Origin of the sequence: Streptomyces sp. (assembly GCF_035644915.1) — a bacterium.
In the GTDB taxonomy this organism is placed as follows: domain Bacteria; phylum Actinomycetota; class Actinomycetes; order Streptomycetales; family Streptomycetaceae; genus Streptomyces.
This window is the reverse complement of sequence record NZ_DASQNP010000123.1, coordinates 1-18,630: the sequence shown is the minus strand read 5'-3', so window position 1 is coordinate 18,630 and position 18,630 is coordinate 1. Positions and strand designations below refer to the sequence as shown.

Sequence of the window (18,630 nt, the reverse complement as noted above, 5' to 3'; positions counted from 1 at the left end):
GGGTTTCAGTGACGTGACATACCGATGTCGACGAAGACAGCGAGGCACCGATGAGCACCCCCCACGTCGTCGCGGTCATGGGCGTGGCAGGCACCGGCAAGACCACGATCGGCCCCCTGATCGCCGCCCGGCTCGGCGTCCCGTACGCCGAGGGCGACGACTTCCATCCCGCGGCCAACATCGCGAAGATGACGGCCGGCACCCCCCTGACCGACGAGGACCGCCTGCCCTGGCTGGACGGCATCGGCGCCTGGGCGCGCGGCAGGGAGGGGCTCGGCGGGGTCGTCAGCTGCTCGGCACTGAAGCGGAGTTACCGGGACCGGCTGCGGGCCGCCGCCCCGCACCTGGTGTTCGTCCACCTCACCGGCGACCGGCGGCTCATCGAGGACCGCATGTCGCGCCGCACGGGCCACTTCATGCCCACGGCCCTGCTGGACTCGCAGTTCGCCACGCTCGAACCCCTGGAACCGGACGAGGCCGGCGTCGCCGTCGACGTCTCCGGCAGCCCGGAGGAGATCACCGAGCGGGCGGTCGGCGCCCTCCGCGCCCACCGGCAGCGGCAGCCGCTCGGGTAACGGCGCCCACCGCCCGGAGCGGCCGACCGCCCGCTCCCCGGGTGGCCGTCTGCCCGCCCCCTCACCCCGACCCACCACAAGGAAGAAGACGTGACCAGACTCAGCGTCGAGATACTGGCAGCGGATACCGCCGAGCCGATCACCTCCGCGGGCCACACCCAGCTCGGGATCGCCGTCCTCGCGGGCATCGCCGTCATCGTCCTGCTCATCACCAAGGTCAGGCTCCACGCGTTCCTGGCGCTGACCATCGGTTCCCTGGCGCTCGGCGCCCTGGCGGGCGCCCCGCTCGACAAGGTGCTCACCAGCTTCAGCAACGGGCTCGGCGCCACGGTGGCCGGTGTGGGCGTGCTGATCGCCCTCGGGTCGATCCTCGGCAAACTGCTGGCCGACTCCGGCGGCGCGGACCAGATCGTCGACACCATCCTCGCCAAGGCGGGCGGGCGGGCCATGCCGTGGGCGATGGTGCTCATCGCCTCGGTGATCGGACTGCCGCTCTTCTTCGAGGTCGGCATCGTGCTGCTGATCCCGGTGGTGCTCATGGTGGCGAAGCGGGGCAACTACTCGCTGATGCGCATCGGCATCCCCGCCCTCGCCGGCCTGTCCGTGATGCACGGCCTCATCCCCCCGCACCCCGGCCCGCTGGTCGCGATCGACGCGGTCGAGGCCGACCTCGGGCTGACGCTGGCCCTCGGCCTGCTCGTCGCGGTACCGACCGTGGTCATCGCGGGTCCGGTCTTCTCCAGGTACGCGGCCCGGTGGGTGGACGTGGCCGTCCCCGAGCGGATGATCCCGGAGCGTTCCTCCGAGGGCCCGCAGGAGCGCCCCGGCTTCGGCGTCACGGTCGCCACGGTGCTCCTGCCGGTCGTGCTGATGCTCGCCAAGGCGCTGGTGGACATCGTCGTGGACGACCCCGAGCACACGGTGCAGCGGGTCTTCGACGTCATCGGCTCGCCCCTGATCGCGCTGCTCGCCGCCGTACTCGTCGCGTTCTTCACGCTCGGGCGCCCCGCCGGGTTCGGCAGGGCGCGGATCTCCTCGATCGTCGAGACGTCGCTCGCGCCCATCGCCGGCGTGCTGCTCATCGTCGGGGCCGGCGGCGGCTTCAAGCAGACCCTCATCGACGTCGGCGTGGGCCAGATGATCCTGGACTTCTCCGAGGACTGGTCGATCCCGGCGCTGCTGCTGGGCTGGCTGATCGCGGTGGCCATCCGCCTGGCCACCGGCTCGGCGACCGTCGCGACCATCTCCGCGGCCGGGCTGGTGGCCCCCCTGGCCGCCGACATGTCGGCCACGCACGCGGCCCTGCTGGTGCTCGCGATCGGCGCGGGCTCGCTCTTCTTCAGCCATGTCAACGACGCCGGATTCTGGCTGGTCAAGGAGTACTTCGGGCTGAACATCGGCCAGACCGTCAAGACCTGGTCGGTCATGGAGACCATCATCTCGGTGGTGGCCGGCGGCCTGGTCCTGCTGCTGTCCCTGGTGATCTAGGCGCGCCGTTCCGGGGCGTGCCGCCCGTCGGCGGCACGCCCCGGAACGGTCCCCGGCGGGATGCGGGGCCTTCCGGATGCGGCACGGATCGCGGCCTCCCCACCGGCCCCCGGGAAGCCCCGCGTCCCGCCCTGACCTCCTCCCCGGGATGCCGCCGTCCCGTCCCGGGAGTCACCCGCCGACCGCACGGTCCCGGTCCGGACCGGGCATGCGGGCCACGGCCGTGCAGGCCGTTCCGGCCGTCAGCATCACCGCCGCCATCACCAGCCAGCCCGTGGTGCCGAGGCCGAGGACCAAAGCGGTGCCCGCCGCGGGGGCCAGCATGGAGCTGAGCTGGATCGACGTGGTGAACATCCCCTGGTACTGCCCGTGTGCGTGCTCGGGCGCCAGCTCGAACGACAGCGACCAGGCGCCCGCGCTGCACAGCATCTCGCCGATGACGTGCAGCAGGGCGCCGAGCAGCAGCACCGCCACGGCCTGCCGGGGGGAGCGTCCGGCGGAGAGGGCGAACACCACGCAGCAGGCGAACAGCAGTGTTCCCGACCGGCGCAGCGCCCGGGCGGCCCCGGCGAGGTCCCCGGTCCCCCTGCTGGCCCGCACCTGGAAGAGCACCACCACCGCGGTGTTGAGGACGAGGATCGCCGAGTAGACGCTGACCGGCGCCTCGGTGCGGCTCGCGATCCACAGGGGCAGTACCACGGTGATGAGCCCGTCGTTCATCATCAGCACCGTGTTGAGCAGGATGAACGCGGCGAACCGCCTGTCCCCGAGGCTGTCCCAGCCCCGTCGCCCGTCCTCGGGGCGCCCGCGCGTGCGGGGATCCGGGAGCCCGGCGCTGAGGATGCCGGTGACGGCGAACAGCGCCGCGCACAGGAGGAAGAAGCCCCGGTAGAGGAGATCGGTCTCGTACAGGAGCGCGATCCCGCCGAGCACGGCTCCCAGTGACATCCCGACGTTGGCGACGACGTGCAGGCGGGCGCGGATCTCCACCCTTTCGCGGTGCTGCACGACAAGGGCGATCAGCGCGCCCCGGGCGGCCTCGGACGCCGCGTGGCACGCCATGGACACGCAGGTGACGATCAGGAAGCCGGGCAGGCCGTCCGCCAGGGCGTACCCCAGTGCCGCACCGGACTGGAGGAGTGCCGCGGCCACCGTCACCGCGCGGGGACCACGTGCGTCGGCCAGGCGGCCCGCGGTGACACCGGCCGCCACGCCGCAGGCCGCCGCCGCGGTCATGCCGAAACCGACGCTTCCGGCCGGAAGGCCGACCGTGCGGGTGAAGTACAGCGCGCCGACGGTGATCAGGAACCCGAATCCCAGTGCGCGGGCCAGCCCGGTGACGGCCAGGACCCGCACCGCGCCGGACGGACCGACGGCGTTCCGTCCGGCGCGCAGGCACGCCTCGCGCACGGTCATCGGCTCCGGACGGCTCCCTGCCGCCCGCGCGGGACCGGCCGCGTTCCCGCCACGGCCACCAGGGAGCTTCCCACCGGCAGCGGAATCCGGCGGGACAGCGCGTGGTCGAGCCGGCTCACCATGTGGAGGGCCGAGTTGATCGGTGCGGGCGGGGGCCTGAGGAAGAGGCTCTGTTCGCCGGCTGCCGCGCGGAACAGCAGGCGCCGGACGAACAGGGGCGGCACGGTCCAGAAATAGCTGTAGCGCAGGTCGATGATCTCCAGCCCGGCCGCGGTGAGCGCGCGGCGCAGGGACCTCCTGGTGTACCGGCGGAAGTGCCCGCTCATCTCGTCGAATTCGCTCCACAGGGCGGGGAGCGCGGGGACGGTGAGCAGGAGGATCCCCCGGGGGGCGAGGAGCGCCTTCGCCCTGAGCAGGGCGGCGTGCTCGTCCTCGATGTGCTCCAGGACGTCGAGCATCAGCAGCAGGTCGTGGTCCGCCGGGCGTGGACGGCCCCGCAGGAAGTCGGCGATCTCGATGCGGTCCCGCCGCGGCGACGCCGGGTGGATGAGGCGGCTGTCCGGCTCGATGCCCTCGATGTGGGCGAATCCAGTGAGGCTGTCCCAGATCAGTCCGTCGCCGCATCCGACGTCGAGGACCTTCCCCGGCCCGTCCCCCTTCTCCACGTGGCGCCGGATGAGGGCCAGCACTTGGTGCTCGCGGGCGCGCCACCACCAGTGGCGGCGGTACATGGCGCCGTAGACGTCGCTGTAGGCGGCGTCCATGAGCGTCGTGCGGTGGTGGTCCGCGGGATTACTCGACATCGCCGCTCCATCGGCTCAGAGGGGTGCTGGGCCAGGTACCGCGCAGGACGGCGAACGCCTCCGCGGCGGGCATTCCGGCGTGTGCGCCGAGGAGTTCGGCCTGGAGCCGGATGGCGTGCAGGGAGCGCGGATGGGGGTGCTCCCGCAACTCGGACGCGTAGCAGGCCATGGCGTCGATCTTCGCCTGCAGAGTGGAGGTGACGTCGGCGTAGACGGAGGGCGTGAACGGGGGGCGGCCCGCGTGTCCGGCGTCCGTCGCGGAGAGCGTGGAGAAGGACAGCAGCCACCGCACCGGGCTGGCGTGCGGACGGCAGGCGATCATGGCGGCACGGGCGGTCAGCTCATGGTCGATGTTGAGGTCGCCCGGGTGGTGGGTGTAGACGACCTCCGGCCCGCACTCCTCGACCACGGCGGTGACATGGCGGGCGAGTTCCAGCAGCGGGTACCGGTCGAGCCGGTTGTCGTCGAGGTCCAGCCGCCGCACCGTGGTCACGCCCAGGCGGGCGCACGCCTTGGCCGTCTCCTCGTTCGAGACGTCCGCGGCGCCCTCGGCGAGCGGACCGCGCGACGTCTTGCCCTCCGCGAGGATCAGTACGTGCGTCTCGTCCCCCAGAGCCGCGTGGCGGGCGAGCGTCGCGCCGGGGCCGAGCACCTCGTCGTCCGGGTGGGCGACGACTGCCAGGACATTCGTCATGCGGATCCTCCCTTCACGATGTCGGCCGCTTGCGGGCCGCAGTTCAAGATCAGGTCCAGCACGGACAGGTGGGACACGAAGCCGGGGTACTGCTGCCGGTAGCGGGGGTGGTCGTAGACGAACACCTCGGGGCGTATCCCCTGCCGGCGGAGTTCGTCGAAGTCGAGGTAGTCGGCGGCGTGCGGCCCCAGCAGGAAGGTGTCCGCGCCGAAGTGCCGGCACAGTTCGGGGACGATGGTCGTGCGGTCCACCGGCGGAAGGCCGAGGGCCGACAAGCGGCTGATGCGGTCCGCCAGGCCCAGCACGGATGCGCAGTAGTCGATGAAGGGGGCGCACAACTCGTCGAGGGTGCGGTACTCGCGCCCGTAGTAGCCGGCCAGGAACTCCTCGTGCTCCTCGAAGAAGGGAGCGCGCCGGTAGGCGAGCCGGATCGCCTTCCAGTGGCGCCGGCGCCAGCCGTCGTCGTGGACGCGGATCTCGTTGAGCGGCCGTTCGGCGCGTACGTCGGCGCCGTTCAGCGGAACGGTGAGCAGCAGTTCCCCGGTGGCGGTGCGGATGGTGTTGCGGTTGAGCTTGTTGCGGCGTCCGATGCGGCTGAGGTCGTGCAGGACGAAGGCGTCCGCGCGGGCGATCTTGGCGAAGTAACCCACCCAGGGGAGGTAGGCGGGCTGGTGCGCACTGATGATCATCGATCTCCCTCCTCGGTGAAAGGCCACCGGACGAGCCGGGTCGCAACGGGGGCCGCGCCGCAGCGGATCTTGAAGCGGTCCTGGCCGGGGCTCCGGGCGGACCCCAGGTCGGCGGTGGCGACCGCGCGCTCGCGCAGCGCGTCGACGGCCGTCCACAGCGCCAGGTGTCCCGCGTTGGTGCTGCGGCCCTCGTCCGAGGTGAGCTGCATGATGTGGTAAGCCGTCGGCCCGGCGACCGCGAAGACCGCGACGGCGTGCGCGACGCCGCGGCGGCCCACGGCGGTGACGACGGTGTCGGCGGCGGCCCGTTCCGGTTCTCCGGACGCTCCGAGCAGGGCGTCGAGCAGGCCGGGCCCGTACCGCGCGGGGACACCGTTGCGAGCCATGGTCTCCCGGTACAACCGCAGCACCGATGACGTGTCCACGGGGACGGGGCCCAGCCCCTCGGACCTCGCCCGGCGCAGGGCGGTGCGGACGCTGCCGCGTGCCGCTGCGAGCGGGTCGGGGCGGGAGAGGTCGAGCAGGTAGGTCACCGGTCCGGACACGTGGGGCCACCGGGCGGCCGCCCGGTCCAGCGCGGGTACCACTCCCGGCGGGGGCAGGAGCGTGCGGAGTTCACCGAAGCCCAGCTCGGCACCGAGCCGGGCGGCCAGCGGGCCGAAGTCGGGCCAGGGCGTGTCCGGTTCGCCGCCGGGTGTCAGGAGGCTGCCGTAGCCGAAGCAGCCGACCCGTGCCCCTTCGGGCGTGAGGCACAACGGCACCAGGGTGGTGCCGCCGTCCGGGTTGTGCAGGGCGACGGGCGCGAACCGGGTTCCGGGCGAGCCGGCGAGACCCAGCGCGATCCACCGGTGGTCGGTGAAGGGCAGTACCGGCGTGGACCTGGCGCAGGCCCGCGTCCACTCGGTTCGGCTCAGGGCGGTCACTGCAAGAGTGCCGTGCCGGTCGGGCATGGAACCCTCCTACGTTCTCACGGTGGCGTCGGCTTCCCGCAGCGCGTCGGCCATGAGCCGGGAGTCGAGGCGGGGTTGGGCCAGCTTGGGCACGGTGAGCACGCGGGGCCACACCTCGTCCACGGCGGTCAGCGGGCCGGCCGCGTACTGCCGGTAGGGCGCCATGCGGTGCAGGGGGTAGTAGTTCCACGTGCTCGGTATCCCGCGCCGTGCGAGCGCCGCCGCGACGGCTTGCCGGTCGCCGGGGTGCCGCACCAGCAGTTCGATGCCGGACGTCAGGTCGGGGTCGGAAGGCAGCAGCCGGACGTGCGACAGTTCGGTGCCGACGGCGCGGCGGACCTCCTCGTGCAGTGCCGCCGCGCGCCGCCGTCCGGCCTCGGCACCGGACCACAGCGCGTCCGCCGCGCCGACCTCCCACCGGGAGGGCGGCCGGAGGTGCACCGCGCCCGGTGCCGTGGGCAGGTGGTCGGCCTTGTCCAGCGACCAGCCGGGCGCCCGTTCCCGCCGCCGCTGGGCTGCGGCGCGCACGGCCGCTGGGGAGGACAGCAGGGCGCGGGCCGTGAACGCCGCCCACAGCGCGCGGACTCCCCCGGGGTGCCGCCGCAGCGCCGGCGGCCGGGCAGGAGCGCCCCCGGGGTGGAGCAGTGCCCCGCCCCCGATCCCGCCCAGCGGCTTGCCGGGGCCGAAGCTCAGCACGACGGGGCACGGGGCCGGCCGGAAACGGCGCAGCAGCCCGGGGGACAGCAACGCCTGCGCGAGGTCGAGGACGACCTCGGCACCGCGGGCGGTCAGGGACGCCGCGTGCTCGGTCCACTCGTCCAAGCCGAGGCCGTTGGTGAGCACCACGATGCGGCCGTCAAGGTCGGCGGTGTGGAAGGCCGGGCCGGTGCGCGCGGAGAAGTCCACGAGCACCGGCCGGGCACCGGTCGCGATGACGGCGTCGACGACGGCGGGGCAGTTGAAGGTCGAGAGCACCACCTCGCGCCCCGGGCCCGCACCGAGCGAGTCGAGGGCCAGGCGCAGGGCGGCGCGCCCCGACGCGGTGAGCACCGCGTCAGCGACCCCGGCCGACCTGCGCAGCTCACCGCCGAGGCGGGCCAGGGAGGCGGAGGGCAGCAGGCTCCGTCCGAGGGCCTCCACCAGCCGGGCCGGTGTCATGCGGGCGGCGTGGAGGGAGAGCGCGGGCCGCCGGGGCGGCGGCACGTACCGCAGGTCCTCCTCGGGCCCGGTCTCCGGTACGGCCGTCACCTCGCCGTCCCCGGGGTCGTGTCCGCCGGCCGCTCCCAGTCGTCGCGCAGCAGGCGGATCGTCAGCGGCCCGGCTCCTGCGCGGTACCAGTCCACGGTCTCCTTCAGCCCCTCGTCGAAGCCGCGGGCCGGGCGGTGGCCGACCAGGCGGCGGGCCTTGGCCAGGTCGGGACGGCGGGACGCGATGTCGGGACCGGGAGTGGGGGTGCGGACGACCGAGCCGGTGGCGCCGGCCGCGGCGGCGATCCGGTCGGCGAGGTCGGCGACGCTCAGACCGAAGCGGTCGTCCCCGATGTTGAACGTCTCGCCCTCGGCCTCGGGGGCGTGCAGGCAGCGAACGACTCCGTTGGCGAAGTCCTCGGCGTGGCACCAGGCGCGGGTCTGGCCGCCGTCTCCGTGGACGGTGAGGTCCCGTCCGGCCACGGCCTGCCGGCACAGCGCTCCCACGGCGTACGAGCCGGTCCGCAGCGGCCCGTAGACGTTGAACGGGCGCACGATCGTGAACGGCAGGCCGTGTTCGGTTCCGTAGGCCGCGGTCATCGACTCGGCCGTCACCTTGCTCACCGCGTACGACCAGCGGGGGTCCCCGACCCGGACGGACAGCCATTCGTCCTCGTGCGCGTCCTTGGCCTCGGCACCGTACACCTCGCTGGTGCTCAGCAGCAGGAAGCGCCGCAGGGAGGGCAGCTTGACCGCGTAGTCGAGGACCGCCGCGGTGCCGTCGATGTTGACGCGCAGCGTCTCGATCGGCGCGTCCCGGACCTTTCCGACGCCGAGCAGCGCGGCGGCGTGCACGACGGTGTCCACGTCCGTGATCCCGTCGAGTGCGCCGGGCCTGGTGATGTCGGTGCCGGGCACGGTCCTGACGCCGGGTAGGCCGGGCAGGCCGGCGAGTCCCGCCGGACTGCCCTCCACCGTGTGGCGGGAGTCCACCAGGACCACCTGGTGGCCCCCGCGCAGCAGTCCGGCGGCGATCCAGGTGGCCAGGAAACCGAATCCGCCGGTGATCAGGACGCGGCGGGCGCCTCGCGGTCGGGGATCGGTCATCGGATTCCTCCGGGGATGGGTCGGCGGAGCACCAGGTCCGCCAGTGCGTCGGTGACTCGTTCCTGGTCGGTGTCGCGCATGCCGTGCCAGAGCGGCAGGGAGACGAGCCGGGGGAAGACCGCGTCGGCGACGGGGAACTCCGTCCTCAGCCGGGCGGGGGTGTCCGCGAAGGCGGGGAGGCGGTGCAGAGGGGTGTAGTGGACCTGGCAGCCGATGCCCCGGGCGCGCAGTTCGGCCAGCAGTTGCGGCTTGCCCAGTCCCATCCGCGGCAGGTCGAGGACGACGGGGAACAGGTGGTGCGCCGAGCCGGGCCGCCGGACGGGCGGTACGGCCCGCACGGCGGGCAGTTCCGCCAGGGCGGCGTGGTACCGGTCGGCCAGGCGCGCTCTGTTCCGTCTGGCTTCCTCGGCCCGGCGCGCCTGCACCAGCCCGACGGCGGCGTGGAACTCCGACAGCCGCAGGTTCATGCCGGGCAGGTCGATCGAGTACGGCCACGGGGAGTGGTCGTCCGTGTGGCGGGGCACGGGGACCATGTTGTGGTTGCGGAACGCGCGCAGTTCCTCCAGGAGTACGGGATCCCGCGTGGCGACGGCACCGCCCTCCCCCGCGGCGACCGGCTTGGTGGGGTGGAAGCTGTAGTAGGCGGCCAGCGAACCGGGCCAGGCCCCCACCGGCACGGAGTGCTCCCCGTCGTAACGGCCGCCGATGGCGTGGCACGCGTCCTCGACGAGCGTCGCACCGTACCGCTCGCACACCGCGGACACCGCCGGCAGGTCGCAGCTGTGCCCGGCGTAGTGCACGGGCATGACCACGATCCGCGCGTAGTCGCGGTGCACCCGTTCCAGCAGCGGTCCGAGCCGGTCGGCGTCGATCGTGAGGTCGTCGGACCGCACGTCGCACAACGCGACGTCCCACCCCAGGAACCTGGCGGAGGCCGGTGCGGCGGCGAAGGTCAGGGTGGGGGTCACCAGCAGCCGCGGTCCCCGGGAGCGGGTGCCGAGCAGGTGCAGCAGCGCGAACACGGCTGCCGTGCCGCTGGACAGCACCACGGTCGGGGCGCCGGTGAGCGCGGCGAGTTCCCGTTCGAACTCCGGCACCCGGTCACCGCCCGTCCACATGCCCGACTCCAGCACGCGGTCCAGCGCCCGGGACTCCTCGGCCGTCCAGTGCGGTCGTGCGTAGGGGATGAAGCCGCTCATCGGCGTCCTCCGTCTCCGAGGCGGGCTGCGATGTCCGGCCGGGACAACAGCCAGTCCAGCGTCCGCCAGCAGTTCTTCCGCGCCAGGTAGTCCTGCTCCTGGATCTCCAGGACGACCCCCACGGTCGTGGGGGCCGCGTCGGCCGCCCTGAGGAGCATCCGGGCCAGGAGGTCCTCGGCGGCGTCACCTTCCTGCGGCGGAACGCCCTCGTGGCAGACCTCGGGGCGGAAGGGCATCGCCATGCCGCGGTAGGAGCCGAAGTGGATGTGCCGGATCGGGAGGACCGGCAGGTCGTCGGCCGTCACCTCCGGCTCCCGGCGCTGGAGTTGCGCCACGGACGCCGCGGTGGCGCAGGTCACCGCCCAGTGGCACACGTCCCAGGTGACCCCGATCCGCGGCGATTCCAGTTGCAGCAGGGGCGTGAAGTCGGCCGGCGTGACGAACACCGCGTCGTAGTCGTCGCCTTCGGCACCGATCACCGGCATGTTCTCCACCCCGATCCACAGCGGCGCGCCGTCCAGGCGGCGGTCGAGTTCCGCCAGCCGCTCGGTCACCCGGGCCCGGGCGTCCGCGAGGTCGTAGTGGCGCCAGTCCTCCTGCCGCACGAACTGGTTGGAGTGCAGCACCACGCCCGCGGCACCGGACTCGGCCGCGACGTGGCAGAACCGCAGCAGCGTCGTGAAGGCCGTCCGGTCCGTGACCCAGTCGGCGTTCTCCGTCGGGAAGTGACAGGTCAGTTGTTCGCCCGCGGCACGGCGCGCGTGCCGCAGGCTGCGCCGGAACCGCTCCCATCCGGACGGCTCGGCCAGTTCGGCGGCGTCGAACACGTAGGCTTCCAGTCCGCCGACCTCTCCGGCCCACCGCCGCTCGATCTGCTCGGGCCGCATTCCGTCGAAGGTGAGCCGCAGCTCGATTCCCGTGGCGGTCACAGCTGTACGACCTCACGGGACCTCAGACGACCGCGGCAGTCCAGGATCAGCCGCGCCGAGTCCAGCACCAGTTGGTAGTCGGCCTCCTCGTGGTCGGTGGCCAGCACCACCGCGTCGGCCGCCGCGCATTCCTGCGCGGTGAGTTCCACCGCGACCAGCGGGGCGGCGACCTCTTCCGGCGGGACCCAGGGATCGGCCACCCGGACCTGGGCTCCGGCCGTGGCCAGCAGGTCTCCGATGTCCCGGGCGGGCGAGTTGCGCACGTCGGCCACGCCCGCCTTGAACGCCAGTCCGAGCAGTAGGATGCGGGACCGGTTCAACGGGATGTTCCGGCCCTCAAGCAGTTCCCGCAGCCTTTCGACGGCGTACTCCGGCATGGAGCGGTTGATGTCCTCGGCGGCTTCGAGGAGGGAGCTGGGGAAGCCCGCCTGGCGCAGGGCATGGTTCAGGTAGTGGACGTTGTTCGGCAGGCAGTGGCCGCCCGCTCCGGGGCCGTGGTGGAACGGCATGAAGCCGAATCCCTTCGTGGAAGCGGCGGCCACCACCTCGCGGAAGGGGATGTTCATCGCGTGGGCGGCCTTGCTCAGCTCGTTGACGAAGGCGATGTTCACGTAGCGGAAGGTGTTCTCGAAGAGCTTCGCGAACTCGGCGACCTCGCTGCTCGACACCTCGACGACCGAGCTGAACACGGTCTCGTAGAAGGCCCGGGCGAGCTTTCCCGACCTCTCGTCCAGACCGGAGACCAGTTTGGCGATGCCGCCGAGCGACCGGCCGCGTCCGGGGTCGACCCGCTCGGGGCTGTAGGCGAGGTGCACCTCCGCGCCGGCGCGGAGGCCGGACAGCTCGGTCAGCCGCGGGGCGACGTACTGCCGCAGGGCGCCCGGGTAGACCGTCGACTCCAGCACGACCAGGGCGCCCGGCCTCACGGTGGGGGCGATGGACTCCAGCGCGGTGTCCAGCAGGCTGAGGTCGGGGAGGTTCTCCTCGGTGACGGGTGTGGGGGTCGCGATCAGGTAGACGTCGGCGGGGGGCGCGTCCCGCGCGTCGGCCACGGGATGGAACCTCCCGCGGGCCATGGCCTCGCGGATGGCGGCGGAGGAGACGTCCGGGATGTAGCTCCGTCCCTCGCGGAGTGCGGCCAACCTGCGCGGATCCGACTCGGCGGCGTGCACGGTGTAACCCGCTGACGCCACTGCCACTGATGCTGCCAAACCGACGTAGCCCTGTCCTACAACGGTGACTGACTGCACGTTGGTCTCGATTCCCTCGTCTTTGGTCAGACCCGGCTCGCGGCGGGGCCCTCGAAGATCGGTAAGGGGGCTTCGGAGGCCCACAGGGCCCTTCGCGCATAGCGCTCGGCGGCGGCCCACACGCCCAGGGAGGCACCCGCCGCGGCCAGCGAGAGCGCCCGGCCGGGGCGGGAGGCGCGGGCGCCGAGGGCACCGAGGGAGCCGAGGGAGGCACCCGCCGCGCAGAGGCGCCCGAGGGCGCCGGTCAGGGCCAGCGAACCCACCGCCTCCTCGACGTGCCCGCGCAGTCCCAGCCGCGAGGAGCTGCGATAGCTGGCGGGCTTGACGTAGGTGACGGCCGCCGCCTTCATGCCGGCGGCGGACATGACGGCTCCGATGTTGCCCAGCGTGAAGTCGAGGCGCGCCACACGCCGCGCGGTCTGCCGGCGCATCACGAAGAAGGAGCTGGCACCGTGGGGCAGCGCGTTGCGCGACAGGTGCGTCTGGAGGAAGTAGAAGACCGCCTGGCCCACGAGCAGCCGTACGGGGTCGTCCCGTTTGCCGGTGGACGTCGTCCCGAAGACGGCGTCGACCTCGGGACCCTGCTCGTCGAGGCTCTCGGCGAGGCGCGGCACGAGTTCCGGAGGAGTCTGGAGGTCCGCGTCCAGGACCGCGACCATGCGGCCGTTCGCCGCGAGCATGGCGGCCTTGCTCGCCGCGGGCTGCCCGCAGTTCGGGCGCAGCTGCACCCAGCGGAGCGTCGGATACACGGCGGTCAGTTGCGAGAGGAGGTCGGGGGTGGCGTCCCGGCTGCCGTCGTCGACTGCCAGCACCTCGTAGGGGCGTCCCCACTTCTCACCGACGGCCACGACCCTGCGGACGGCCTCCTCGACGATCGCCTCCTCGTTGTACATGGGTATCCCGAAGGTGAGGTCCACCTCCTGGTCCCGGGCGTGCGGATTCGGTACGGCTGGTGTTGCCACGGTTCCTCCTGCCGGTCAGTGGTTGTGGGAGTCCGTCACCGAGCCCGTCGGAAGGTCACGACGATCTGTGCGGTGGGCGCGAAGGGCAACCGGGCGTAGTCGACGGCCGCGAACAGCGCGGTGAGGAGTTCGTAGACGGGGTGGGTGTAGGCCGGCCGGTCGGCGCTGATCCGCAGCATGCCCCGGTCGCTCAGCCAGGCCATCACGCTCAGCGCCCACTGCGGGGCTCCCTGCGTGTACTGGCTCCTGACGACCTCCAGTCCGCACTCCGCGCCGAGCCGGGCGAGTCCCGCGGCGGTGAAGAGCACGAAGTGGCGGGGGCAGTGGAAGCCGCCCCAGTTGCGGTGGCGGAAGAGGCGGCAGTCCAGGGTCGCGGTGTTGGGCGTCTTGACCAGCAGGAGGCCGTCGTCGGTGAGGAGGTCGGCCATCCGCCGCAGCACGCTCCTGGGGTCGGGGACGTGCTCGATGATGCTGAGCATCATGATCAGGTCGAATCGCTGGGAGGAGGTGAAGTCCTCCACGGCCATGCAGTGGTAGACGTGCCCCGCCCGTTCGGCCGCCTCCGCGGGCTCCTTCTTGAGGTCCACCTCGTGCGTCTCGGCCACCCGGGAACTGGCTGCCCGGGCCACGTCGAGCATCCAGCCGGCGCCGCCGCCGATGTCCAGCACCCGCAGTCGGCGTCCCGGTATCCCCCGCAGTACTTTGCGCAGCATCCTCCTGTCGAGCCGCGCCTTGACGCGCTCGGTGAACGTGGTGGAGTTCTCGATGCCCCCGTAAGAGTAGTAGTTCGGGGGATAGATTTCATGCAGACGGTCCGTCGGCGGTTTGTCCAGGTACACCGCGGTGCACTGTTCGCAGCGGGCGTACCGGTATTTCTCGTCGCTGGTGAAGTACTCCTTGTCGTATGCCTCAGCAAAAAGTTCTGGATTTTTCCCTCCGCACACCGGGCAATCCATGATCTGTTCGGTCACGACGCCTCCTTGATGAGCTGCTTGAGCGCCGCCGGATAACTGGTGCGGCTCTCGGACATCCGGTCCGCCAGCGGCGTCCTGAGGAAGAACTGCTCCATTTCGTCGAATCGGGTGTACGAGATCGCCGGATCCCAGTGGTGAAGAAGATGACGGTTGAAGCCCGCCGCACCGAACGTCCGGGAGATCGGTCCCACGCCGAAGAGGCGGTTGACCGGGCCGTGTTCGACCTGGGTGAAGTCCGTCTCGCACGGCGCGTCCAGGTGCCGGTGCTCCACCACCGTCCTCAGCAACGCGCACAGCGGGAACACCGCGGCGGTACCGGCGGCCCACGCCGTCGCCGCGGGCAGGGCGCCGCCGAGGACCAGGGCGCTGAGGAGCGCGGCGTGGACGGCCACGGTGCGCAGCGACGCGAGCGCCGTGCCGCCCCCCTGCCGCCTGCCGCCGGGCGCGCGGCGCGCGTTCCGGCGGTTGCGGAGCATGACCTCCAGCACGTGCACGCCGGTCAGCCCCTTGAGGATGTTGATCACGGAGAGACAGAGGTGGTACGTGGTCTCCGGGTCCCGATGGTTGCCCAACTGGGTGTGGTGAGCCATGTGGGTGCGGCGGTATTCGGCGGTCGTCGACCCGTAGAGGATCCACACCAGCCAGTCGCCGAGCCGGTCGTTCCACGGCCGGCGGGGAGCCAGGTTCCTGTGCGCCGCCTCATGCCCGAACAGGAAGAGCGAGTGCAGCCAGTACCCGATCCACACCGCCGCCGGCACGGCGGCGGCCCATCCCGCCGCGTCGCCGGCCCGGGAGTCCAGCACGAGCACGGCGGCCAGTCCGAGGGCCAGGGCGGCGTAACAGCCGGCGATGTCCCTCCAGACCATCGAATAGCGAGGCACGAGGGTCCTGCGATAGTCGATCCATCTCACACCGTCCACGGAAACCACGGAGGGCAGGTGAGGAGACCCCGGATTCCCGACGCCCTCGAGCTTGTTCTGCATTTTCCCACCACCTTTCCCGTCGCATACGACGGCATGACGAATATCGTCAGGCGTACGGACGCACAGGAACCCGGCTCACGATTCATACGGCATTGCGAGAGCAGAGGGGTAAGCCGGGTTTGCACCGAGCAGGCGATGCGAAGCACTGAACACATTTCCGGGGTCAGATTATTTTCACGGACCGTAGGACTCATCAAGTGCGTCCGGCCCATGCGTGGCGCGATGTCGATGACCCGGGTTGTCCGGTACTCCTCGTCGAGCGAATGCGCCGGTCCGGCGGGCACGGCGGGCAGGTCGCATCAGGTGTCACACCAGTCACTCACGGCCCGGCCCTCACGGTGAGGGCGGGAGGAGCACAGGGCCAGGACATGGTCACTCACCATCACCAGGGCGCTAATCGGACACGTCCGCGGCAGGACACTCTCCGCTACTCTGGCAGATAATCGCTGCCCTGTCCGGCTCCGGATGCCGGCGGGCGGAGTACCGGAGAGCGGACGCCGGGTGGCCGGTATCGTGCGCCGGGCGCACGGGAGGTTTCGGTCCCCCTGACGGGCTGGGGCAGGATGGGTGCCCCGTCGGTTCCGTGGCCCCGCAGCCGGCGAGGGCGCGCCCACGGAGCGAAGGACGGCAGTTCCCCTGTGAAGAAAGGAACTCGATGATCCGCCCTGGCGAACCCACGGACGTGCCCGTCCTCCAGGACATCGAACGCGCTGCCGGGCAGCCTTTCCGCCCGCTGGGCATGCAGGCGGTCGCGGACGACGAGCCGCCCTCCGAGGAGACCCTCCTCGGATACATCGCCTCCGGCCGGGCGTGGGTGCACGTCGACGAGGCGGCGGGGGACGACCGGCCCGTGGCCTATGTGCTCGTCGACCACGTCGACGGCCTGGCCCACATCGAGCAGGTGTCCGTCCACCCCGACCACGCCCGCAGGCGGATCGGCGCCGGACTGATCGACCACGTGGCCCGGTGGGCACGCGGCAAGGGCATCCCCGCGCTCACCCTCACCACGTTCACCGACGTGGCGTGGAACGGTCCCTACTACGAACGCATCGGCTTCCGGTACCTGGCCGACGACGAGGTCACCGAGGGGTTGCGCTCGATCCGGGCCGCCGAGGCCGCCCACGGCCTGGACCGCTGGCCCCGCGCCTGCATGCGCCGGGACATCGCTCCCGCGGACTGAGTCTCGCCGGACGGCCGGCCGCTCCCGGCCGCGGCCCGCGGTCCCACCGGAGCGGCGGTACGGGAGGTGGTGCGGAAGACGACGGACGCCGCCTCCCGCACCACCGGCGGGACGCCGTTCCCCGGGAGGTCAGAGCTTGGTCCACGCCTCCGTCAGGACCGAGCGGAGGATCTGCTCGATCTCGTCGAAGACGCGCTGGTCGGCGATCAGCGGCGGGGCGAGCTGCACGACCGGGTCGCCGCGGTCGTCGGCGCGGCAGTACAGGCCGTTCTCGAACAGCGCGTTGGAGAGGAACCCGTACAGGACGCGCTCGGTCTCCTCGTCGTCGAAGGTCTCCTTGGTGGCCTTGTCCTTGACCAGCTCGATGCCGTAGAAGAAGCCGTCGCCGCGCACGTCACCGACGATGGGCAGGTCGTTCAGCTTCCGCAGCGTGGCGTGGAAGGCGCTCTCGTTGTCCAGCACGTGCCGGTTCAGCCCCTCGCGCTCGAAGAGGTCGAGGTTGGCCAGGGCCACGGCGGCGGAGACCGGGTGGCCGCCGAAGGTGTAGCCGTGCAGGAAGGTGTTGCCGCCCCGGTAGAAGGGTTCCGCGACGCGGTCGGAGACGACCGCGGCGCCGATCGGGGAGTATCCCGAGGTCATGCCCTTGGCGCAGGTGATGATGTCCGGTACGTAGCCGAACTTGTCGCAGGCGAACATCGTGCCGAGGCGGCCGAAGGCGCAGATGACCTCGTCCGAGACGAGCAGCACGTCGTGGCGGTCGCAGATCTCGCGCACGCGCTGGAAGTAGCCGGGTGGCGGCGGGAAGCAGCCGCCCGCGTTCTGCACCGGCTCCAGGAAGACCGCGGCGACGGTCTCCGGCCCCTCGAAGAGGATCTGCTGCTCGATCTGGTCGGCGGCCCAGCGGCCGAAGGCCTCCGGGTCGTCACCGTGGACCGGTGCGCGGTAGAGGTTGGTGTTGGGCACCTTGTGGGCGCCGGGGACCAGCGGCTCGAAGGGTGCCTTGAGGGCGGGCAGACCGGTGATGGACAGGGCGCCCTGCGGGGTGCCGTGGTAGGCGACGGCCCGTGATACGACCTTGTACTTGCCGGGGTTGCCGGTGAGCTTGTGGTACTGCTTGGCCAGTTTCCAGGCCGTCTCCACCGCCTCGCCGCCGCCGGTGGTGAAGAACACCTTGTTCAGGTCGCCGGGCGCGTACCCGGCCAGCCGCTCGGCCAGCTCGACGGCCTTGGGGTGGGCGTAGGACCACACGGGGAAGTAGGCGAGTTCCTGCGCCTGTTTCCGCGCGGCCTCGGCCAGTTCGGTACGGCCGTGCCCGGCCTGGACGACGAACAGCCCCGCGAGTCCGTCGAGGTAGCGCTTGCCCTTGTCGTCGAAGATGTGGACGCCCTCGCCGCGCACGATGGTGGGCACGGGGGCGTTCTCGTACGACGACATCCGGGTGAAGTGCATCCACAGGTGGTCGTACGCGGTACGGGACAGGTCCTTGCTCACGGTCATCGGGTCCCCCAGGTGTAGGTCTGCTTCCGCAGCTTGAGGTAGACGAAGCTCTCGGTGGAGCGCACGCCGGGCAGCGTCCGGATCCGCTTGTTGATCATTTCCAGCAGGTGCGCGTCGTCCTCGCAGACGATCTCCACGAGGAGGTCGAAGGACCCCGCCGTGATCACGACGTAGGCCACCTCGTCGAGTGCGGCGAGCGCTTCGGCCACCGGCTCGAGATCACCGTCGACGTTGATCCCCACCATGGCCTGCCGCAGCAGGCCGACGGTGAGCGGATCGGTGACGGCGACGATCTGCATGACGCCCTGGTCGAGCAGCTTCTGGACGCGCTGCCGCACCGCGGCCTCGGACAGGCCCACGGCCTTGCCGATGGCGGCGTACGGGCGGCGCCCGTCCTCTTGGAGCTGCTGGATGATGGCCAGGGAGACGGCGTCGATCGTCACGCCGCCGTTCGCTTTCTTGTCATCACGAGCCATGGCGCCACTGTGCACGAGGCTTCTCAACCGGACAACCCCTTCTCAACTCATTCGGTCGCTCAGGCGCGGTCAGGCGACTGATTCCGGCGAGGAGATGGATCTTCGCCATTGAATGCGTTGCACCGACGACTTAGGGTGGGTGTCTCATCTATCGGACGAGTGAGCAGGAGGGCGGGCCGTGGGCACCGAACTGCGCCGGCTGCGCAACTACATCGACGGACGGTTCCAGGACGCGGCCGACGGCCGGACCACCGAGGTGGTCAACCCGGCC

At 71.7% G+C, this 18,630-nt stretch carries 18 protein-coding genes; 3 read left to right on the top strand and 15 right to left on the bottom strand.

The features are described from left to right. Positions 1–50 precede the first annotated feature (50 nt). Both VE546_RS14050 and VE546_RS14045 read left to right on the top strand, forming a co-directional pair. Positions 51–575: a gluconokinase gene (locus VE546_RS14050; protein WP_324922159.1), complete on the top strand. Its 525-nt coding sequence runs from the start codon at positions 51–53 to the stop codon at positions 573–575. A 90-nt stretch (positions 576–665) separates the two neighbouring features. Then, complete coding sequence (locus VE546_RS14045) at positions 666–2,063, top strand: gluconate:H+ symporter (protein ID WP_324922157.1); 1,398 nt, start codon at positions 666–668, stop codon at positions 2,061–2,063. A 171-nt stretch (positions 2,064–2,234) separates the two neighbouring features. Here the strand turns inward: VE546_RS14045 and VE546_RS14040 are convergent, their stop codons facing one another. The 13 genes from VE546_RS14040 to VE546_RS13980 are packed head-to-tail and all read right to left on the bottom strand — an operon-like array spanning position 2,235 to position 15,104. Beyond that, the gene (locus VE546_RS14040) at positions 2,235–3,479 is read right to left on the bottom strand and encodes an MFS transporter (RefSeq protein WP_324922155.1); all 1,245 of its coding nucleotides are present in this window, start codon (positions 3,477–3,479) and stop codon (positions 2,235–2,237) included. Further along, positions 3,476–4,282: a class I SAM-dependent methyltransferase gene (locus tag VE546_RS14035; protein ID WP_324922154.1), complete on the bottom strand. Its 807-nt coding sequence runs from the start codon at positions 4,280–4,282 to the stop codon at positions 3,476–3,478. The genes VE546_RS14040 and VE546_RS14035 overlap by 4 nt, the downstream gene beginning before the upstream one ends. Further along, positions 4,272–4,976 carry a PIG-L deacetylase family protein gene (locus VE546_RS14030; RefSeq protein WP_324922152.1) on the bottom strand — a complete coding sequence of 235 codons (705 nt, stop codon included), beginning with the start codon at positions 4,974–4,976 and terminating at the stop codon, positions 4,272–4,274. Before VE546_RS14030 ends, VE546_RS14035 begins: the two co-directional genes overlap by 11 nt. Then, positions 4,973–5,665 (bottom strand): WbqC family protein, encoded by a 693-nt coding sequence (locus VE546_RS14025; RefSeq protein ID WP_324922150.1) that lies wholly within the window; start codon positions 5,663–5,665, stop codon positions 4,973–4,975. Before VE546_RS14025 ends, VE546_RS14030 begins: the two co-directional genes overlap by 4 nt. Next, positions 5,662–6,615 (bottom strand): GNAT family N-acetyltransferase, encoded by a 954-nt coding sequence (locus tag VE546_RS14020; RefSeq protein WP_324922148.1) that lies wholly within the window; start codon positions 6,613–6,615, stop codon positions 5,662–5,664. The genes VE546_RS14025 and VE546_RS14020 overlap by 4 nt, the downstream gene beginning before the upstream one ends. 9 nt (positions 6,616–6,624) lie before the next feature. After that, on the bottom strand, positions 6,625–7,863 hold the full coding sequence (locus tag VE546_RS14015; RefSeq protein WP_324922146.1) for a DegT/DnrJ/EryC1/StrS family aminotransferase: 1,239 nt from the start codon (positions 7,861–7,863) through the stop codon (positions 6,625–6,627). Next, the gene (locus VE546_RS14010) at positions 7,860–8,909 is read right to left on the bottom strand and encodes an NAD-dependent epimerase/dehydratase family protein (protein WP_324922145.1); all 1,050 of its coding nucleotides are present in this window, start codon (positions 8,907–8,909) and stop codon (positions 7,860–7,862) included. Before VE546_RS14010 ends, VE546_RS14015 begins: the two co-directional genes overlap by 4 nt. Then, on the bottom strand, positions 8,906–10,108 hold the full coding sequence (locus VE546_RS14005; protein ID WP_324922143.1) for a DegT/DnrJ/EryC1/StrS family aminotransferase: 1,203 nt from the start codon (positions 10,106–10,108) through the stop codon (positions 8,906–8,908). The genes VE546_RS14010 and VE546_RS14005 overlap by 4 nt, the downstream gene beginning before the upstream one ends. Beyond that, positions 10,105–11,037: a TIM barrel protein gene (locus tag VE546_RS14000; protein WP_324922141.1), complete on the bottom strand. Its 933-nt coding sequence runs from the start codon at positions 11,035–11,037 to the stop codon at positions 10,105–10,107. Before VE546_RS14000 ends, VE546_RS14005 begins: the two co-directional genes overlap by 4 nt. Further along, positions 11,034–12,287 (bottom strand): nucleotide sugar dehydrogenase, encoded by a 1,254-nt coding sequence (locus VE546_RS13995; RefSeq protein WP_324922140.1) that lies wholly within the window; start codon positions 12,285–12,287, stop codon positions 11,034–11,036. Before VE546_RS13995 ends, VE546_RS14000 begins: the two co-directional genes overlap by 4 nt. Before the next feature lie 26 nt (positions 12,288–12,313). Further along, positions 12,314–13,249, bottom strand: coding sequence for a glycosyltransferase (locus VE546_RS13990; protein WP_324922138.1), 936 nt, complete (start codon positions 13,247–13,249; stop codon positions 12,314–12,316). Between the two features lie 35 nt (positions 13,250–13,284). After that, a complete protein-coding gene (locus tag VE546_RS13985) occupies positions 13,285–14,220 on the bottom strand; it encodes a class I SAM-dependent methyltransferase (RefSeq protein ID WP_324922136.1) in 936 nt (311 codons plus the stop codon). Next, complete coding sequence (locus VE546_RS13980) at positions 14,217–15,104, bottom strand: fatty acid desaturase (protein ID WP_324922134.1); 888 nt, start codon at positions 15,102–15,104, stop codon at positions 14,217–14,219. The genes VE546_RS13985 and VE546_RS13980 overlap by 4 nt, the downstream gene beginning before the upstream one ends. 757 nt (positions 15,105–15,861) lie before the next feature. Between VE546_RS13980 and VE546_RS13975 the strand changes: the two genes are divergently transcribed. After that, the gene (locus tag VE546_RS13975) at positions 15,862–16,386 is read left to right on the top strand and encodes a GNAT family N-acetyltransferase (RefSeq protein WP_324922132.1); all 525 of its coding nucleotides are present in this window, start codon (positions 15,862–15,864) and stop codon (positions 16,384–16,386) included. Positions 16,387–16,515: 129 nt separating this feature from the next. Here the strand turns inward: VE546_RS13975 and VE546_RS13970 are convergent, their stop codons facing one another. Both VE546_RS13970 and VE546_RS13965 read right to left on the bottom strand, forming a co-directional pair. Then, on the bottom strand, positions 16,516–17,883 hold the full coding sequence (locus VE546_RS13970; protein ID WP_324922130.1) for an aspartate aminotransferase family protein: 1,368 nt from the start codon (positions 17,881–17,883) through the stop codon (positions 16,516–16,518). Next, positions 17,880–18,359, bottom strand: a complete 480-nt coding sequence (locus VE546_RS13965) for an Lrp/AsnC family transcriptional regulator (RefSeq protein ID WP_324922128.1) — start codon at positions 18,357–18,359, stop codon at positions 17,880–17,882. Before VE546_RS13965 ends, VE546_RS13970 begins: the two co-directional genes overlap by 4 nt. Between the last annotated feature and the right edge of the window lie 271 nt (positions 18,360–18,630).

Coding starts and splice junctions, on each gene's coding strand:
- VE546_RS13970 (WP_324922130.1), bottom strand. CDS start 17,883: ATGACCGTGAGCAAGGACCTGTCCCGTACCGCGTACGACCACCTGTGG.
- VE546_RS14040 (WP_324922155.1), bottom strand. CDS start 3,479: ATGACCGTGCGCGAGGCGTGCCTGCGCGCCGGACGGAACGCCGTCGGT.
- VE546_RS14020 (WP_324922148.1), bottom strand. CDS start 6,615: ATGCCCGACCGGCACGGCACTCTTGCAGTGACCGCCCTGAGCCGAACC.
- VE546_RS13965 (WP_324922128.1), bottom strand. CDS start 18,359: ATGGCTCGTGATGACAAGAAAGCGAACGGCGGCGTGACGATCGACGCC.
- VE546_RS14030 (WP_324922152.1), bottom strand. CDS start 4,976: ATGACGAATGTCCTGGCAGTCGTCGCCCACCCGGACGACGAGGTGCTC.
- VE546_RS14025 (WP_324922150.1), bottom strand. CDS start 5,665: ATGATCATCAGTGCGCACCAGCCCGCCTACCTCCCCTGGGTGGGTTAC.
- VE546_RS14005 (WP_324922143.1), bottom strand. CDS start 10,108: ATGAGCGGCTTCATCCCCTACGCACGACCGCACTGGACGGCCGAGGAG.
- VE546_RS14050 (WP_324922159.1), top strand. CDS start 51: ATGAGCACCCCCCACGTCGTCGCGGTCATGGGCGTGGCAGGCACCGGC.
- VE546_RS14010 (WP_324922145.1), bottom strand. CDS start 8,909: ATGACCGATCCCCGACCGCGAGGCGCCCGCCGCGTCCTGATCACCGGC.
- VE546_RS13975 (WP_324922132.1), top strand. CDS start 15,862: ATGATCCGCCCTGGCGAACCCACGGACGTGCCCGTCCTCCAGGACATC.
- VE546_RS14035 (WP_324922154.1), bottom strand. CDS start 4,282: ATGTCGAGTAATCCCGCGGACCACCACCGCACGACGCTCATGGACGCC.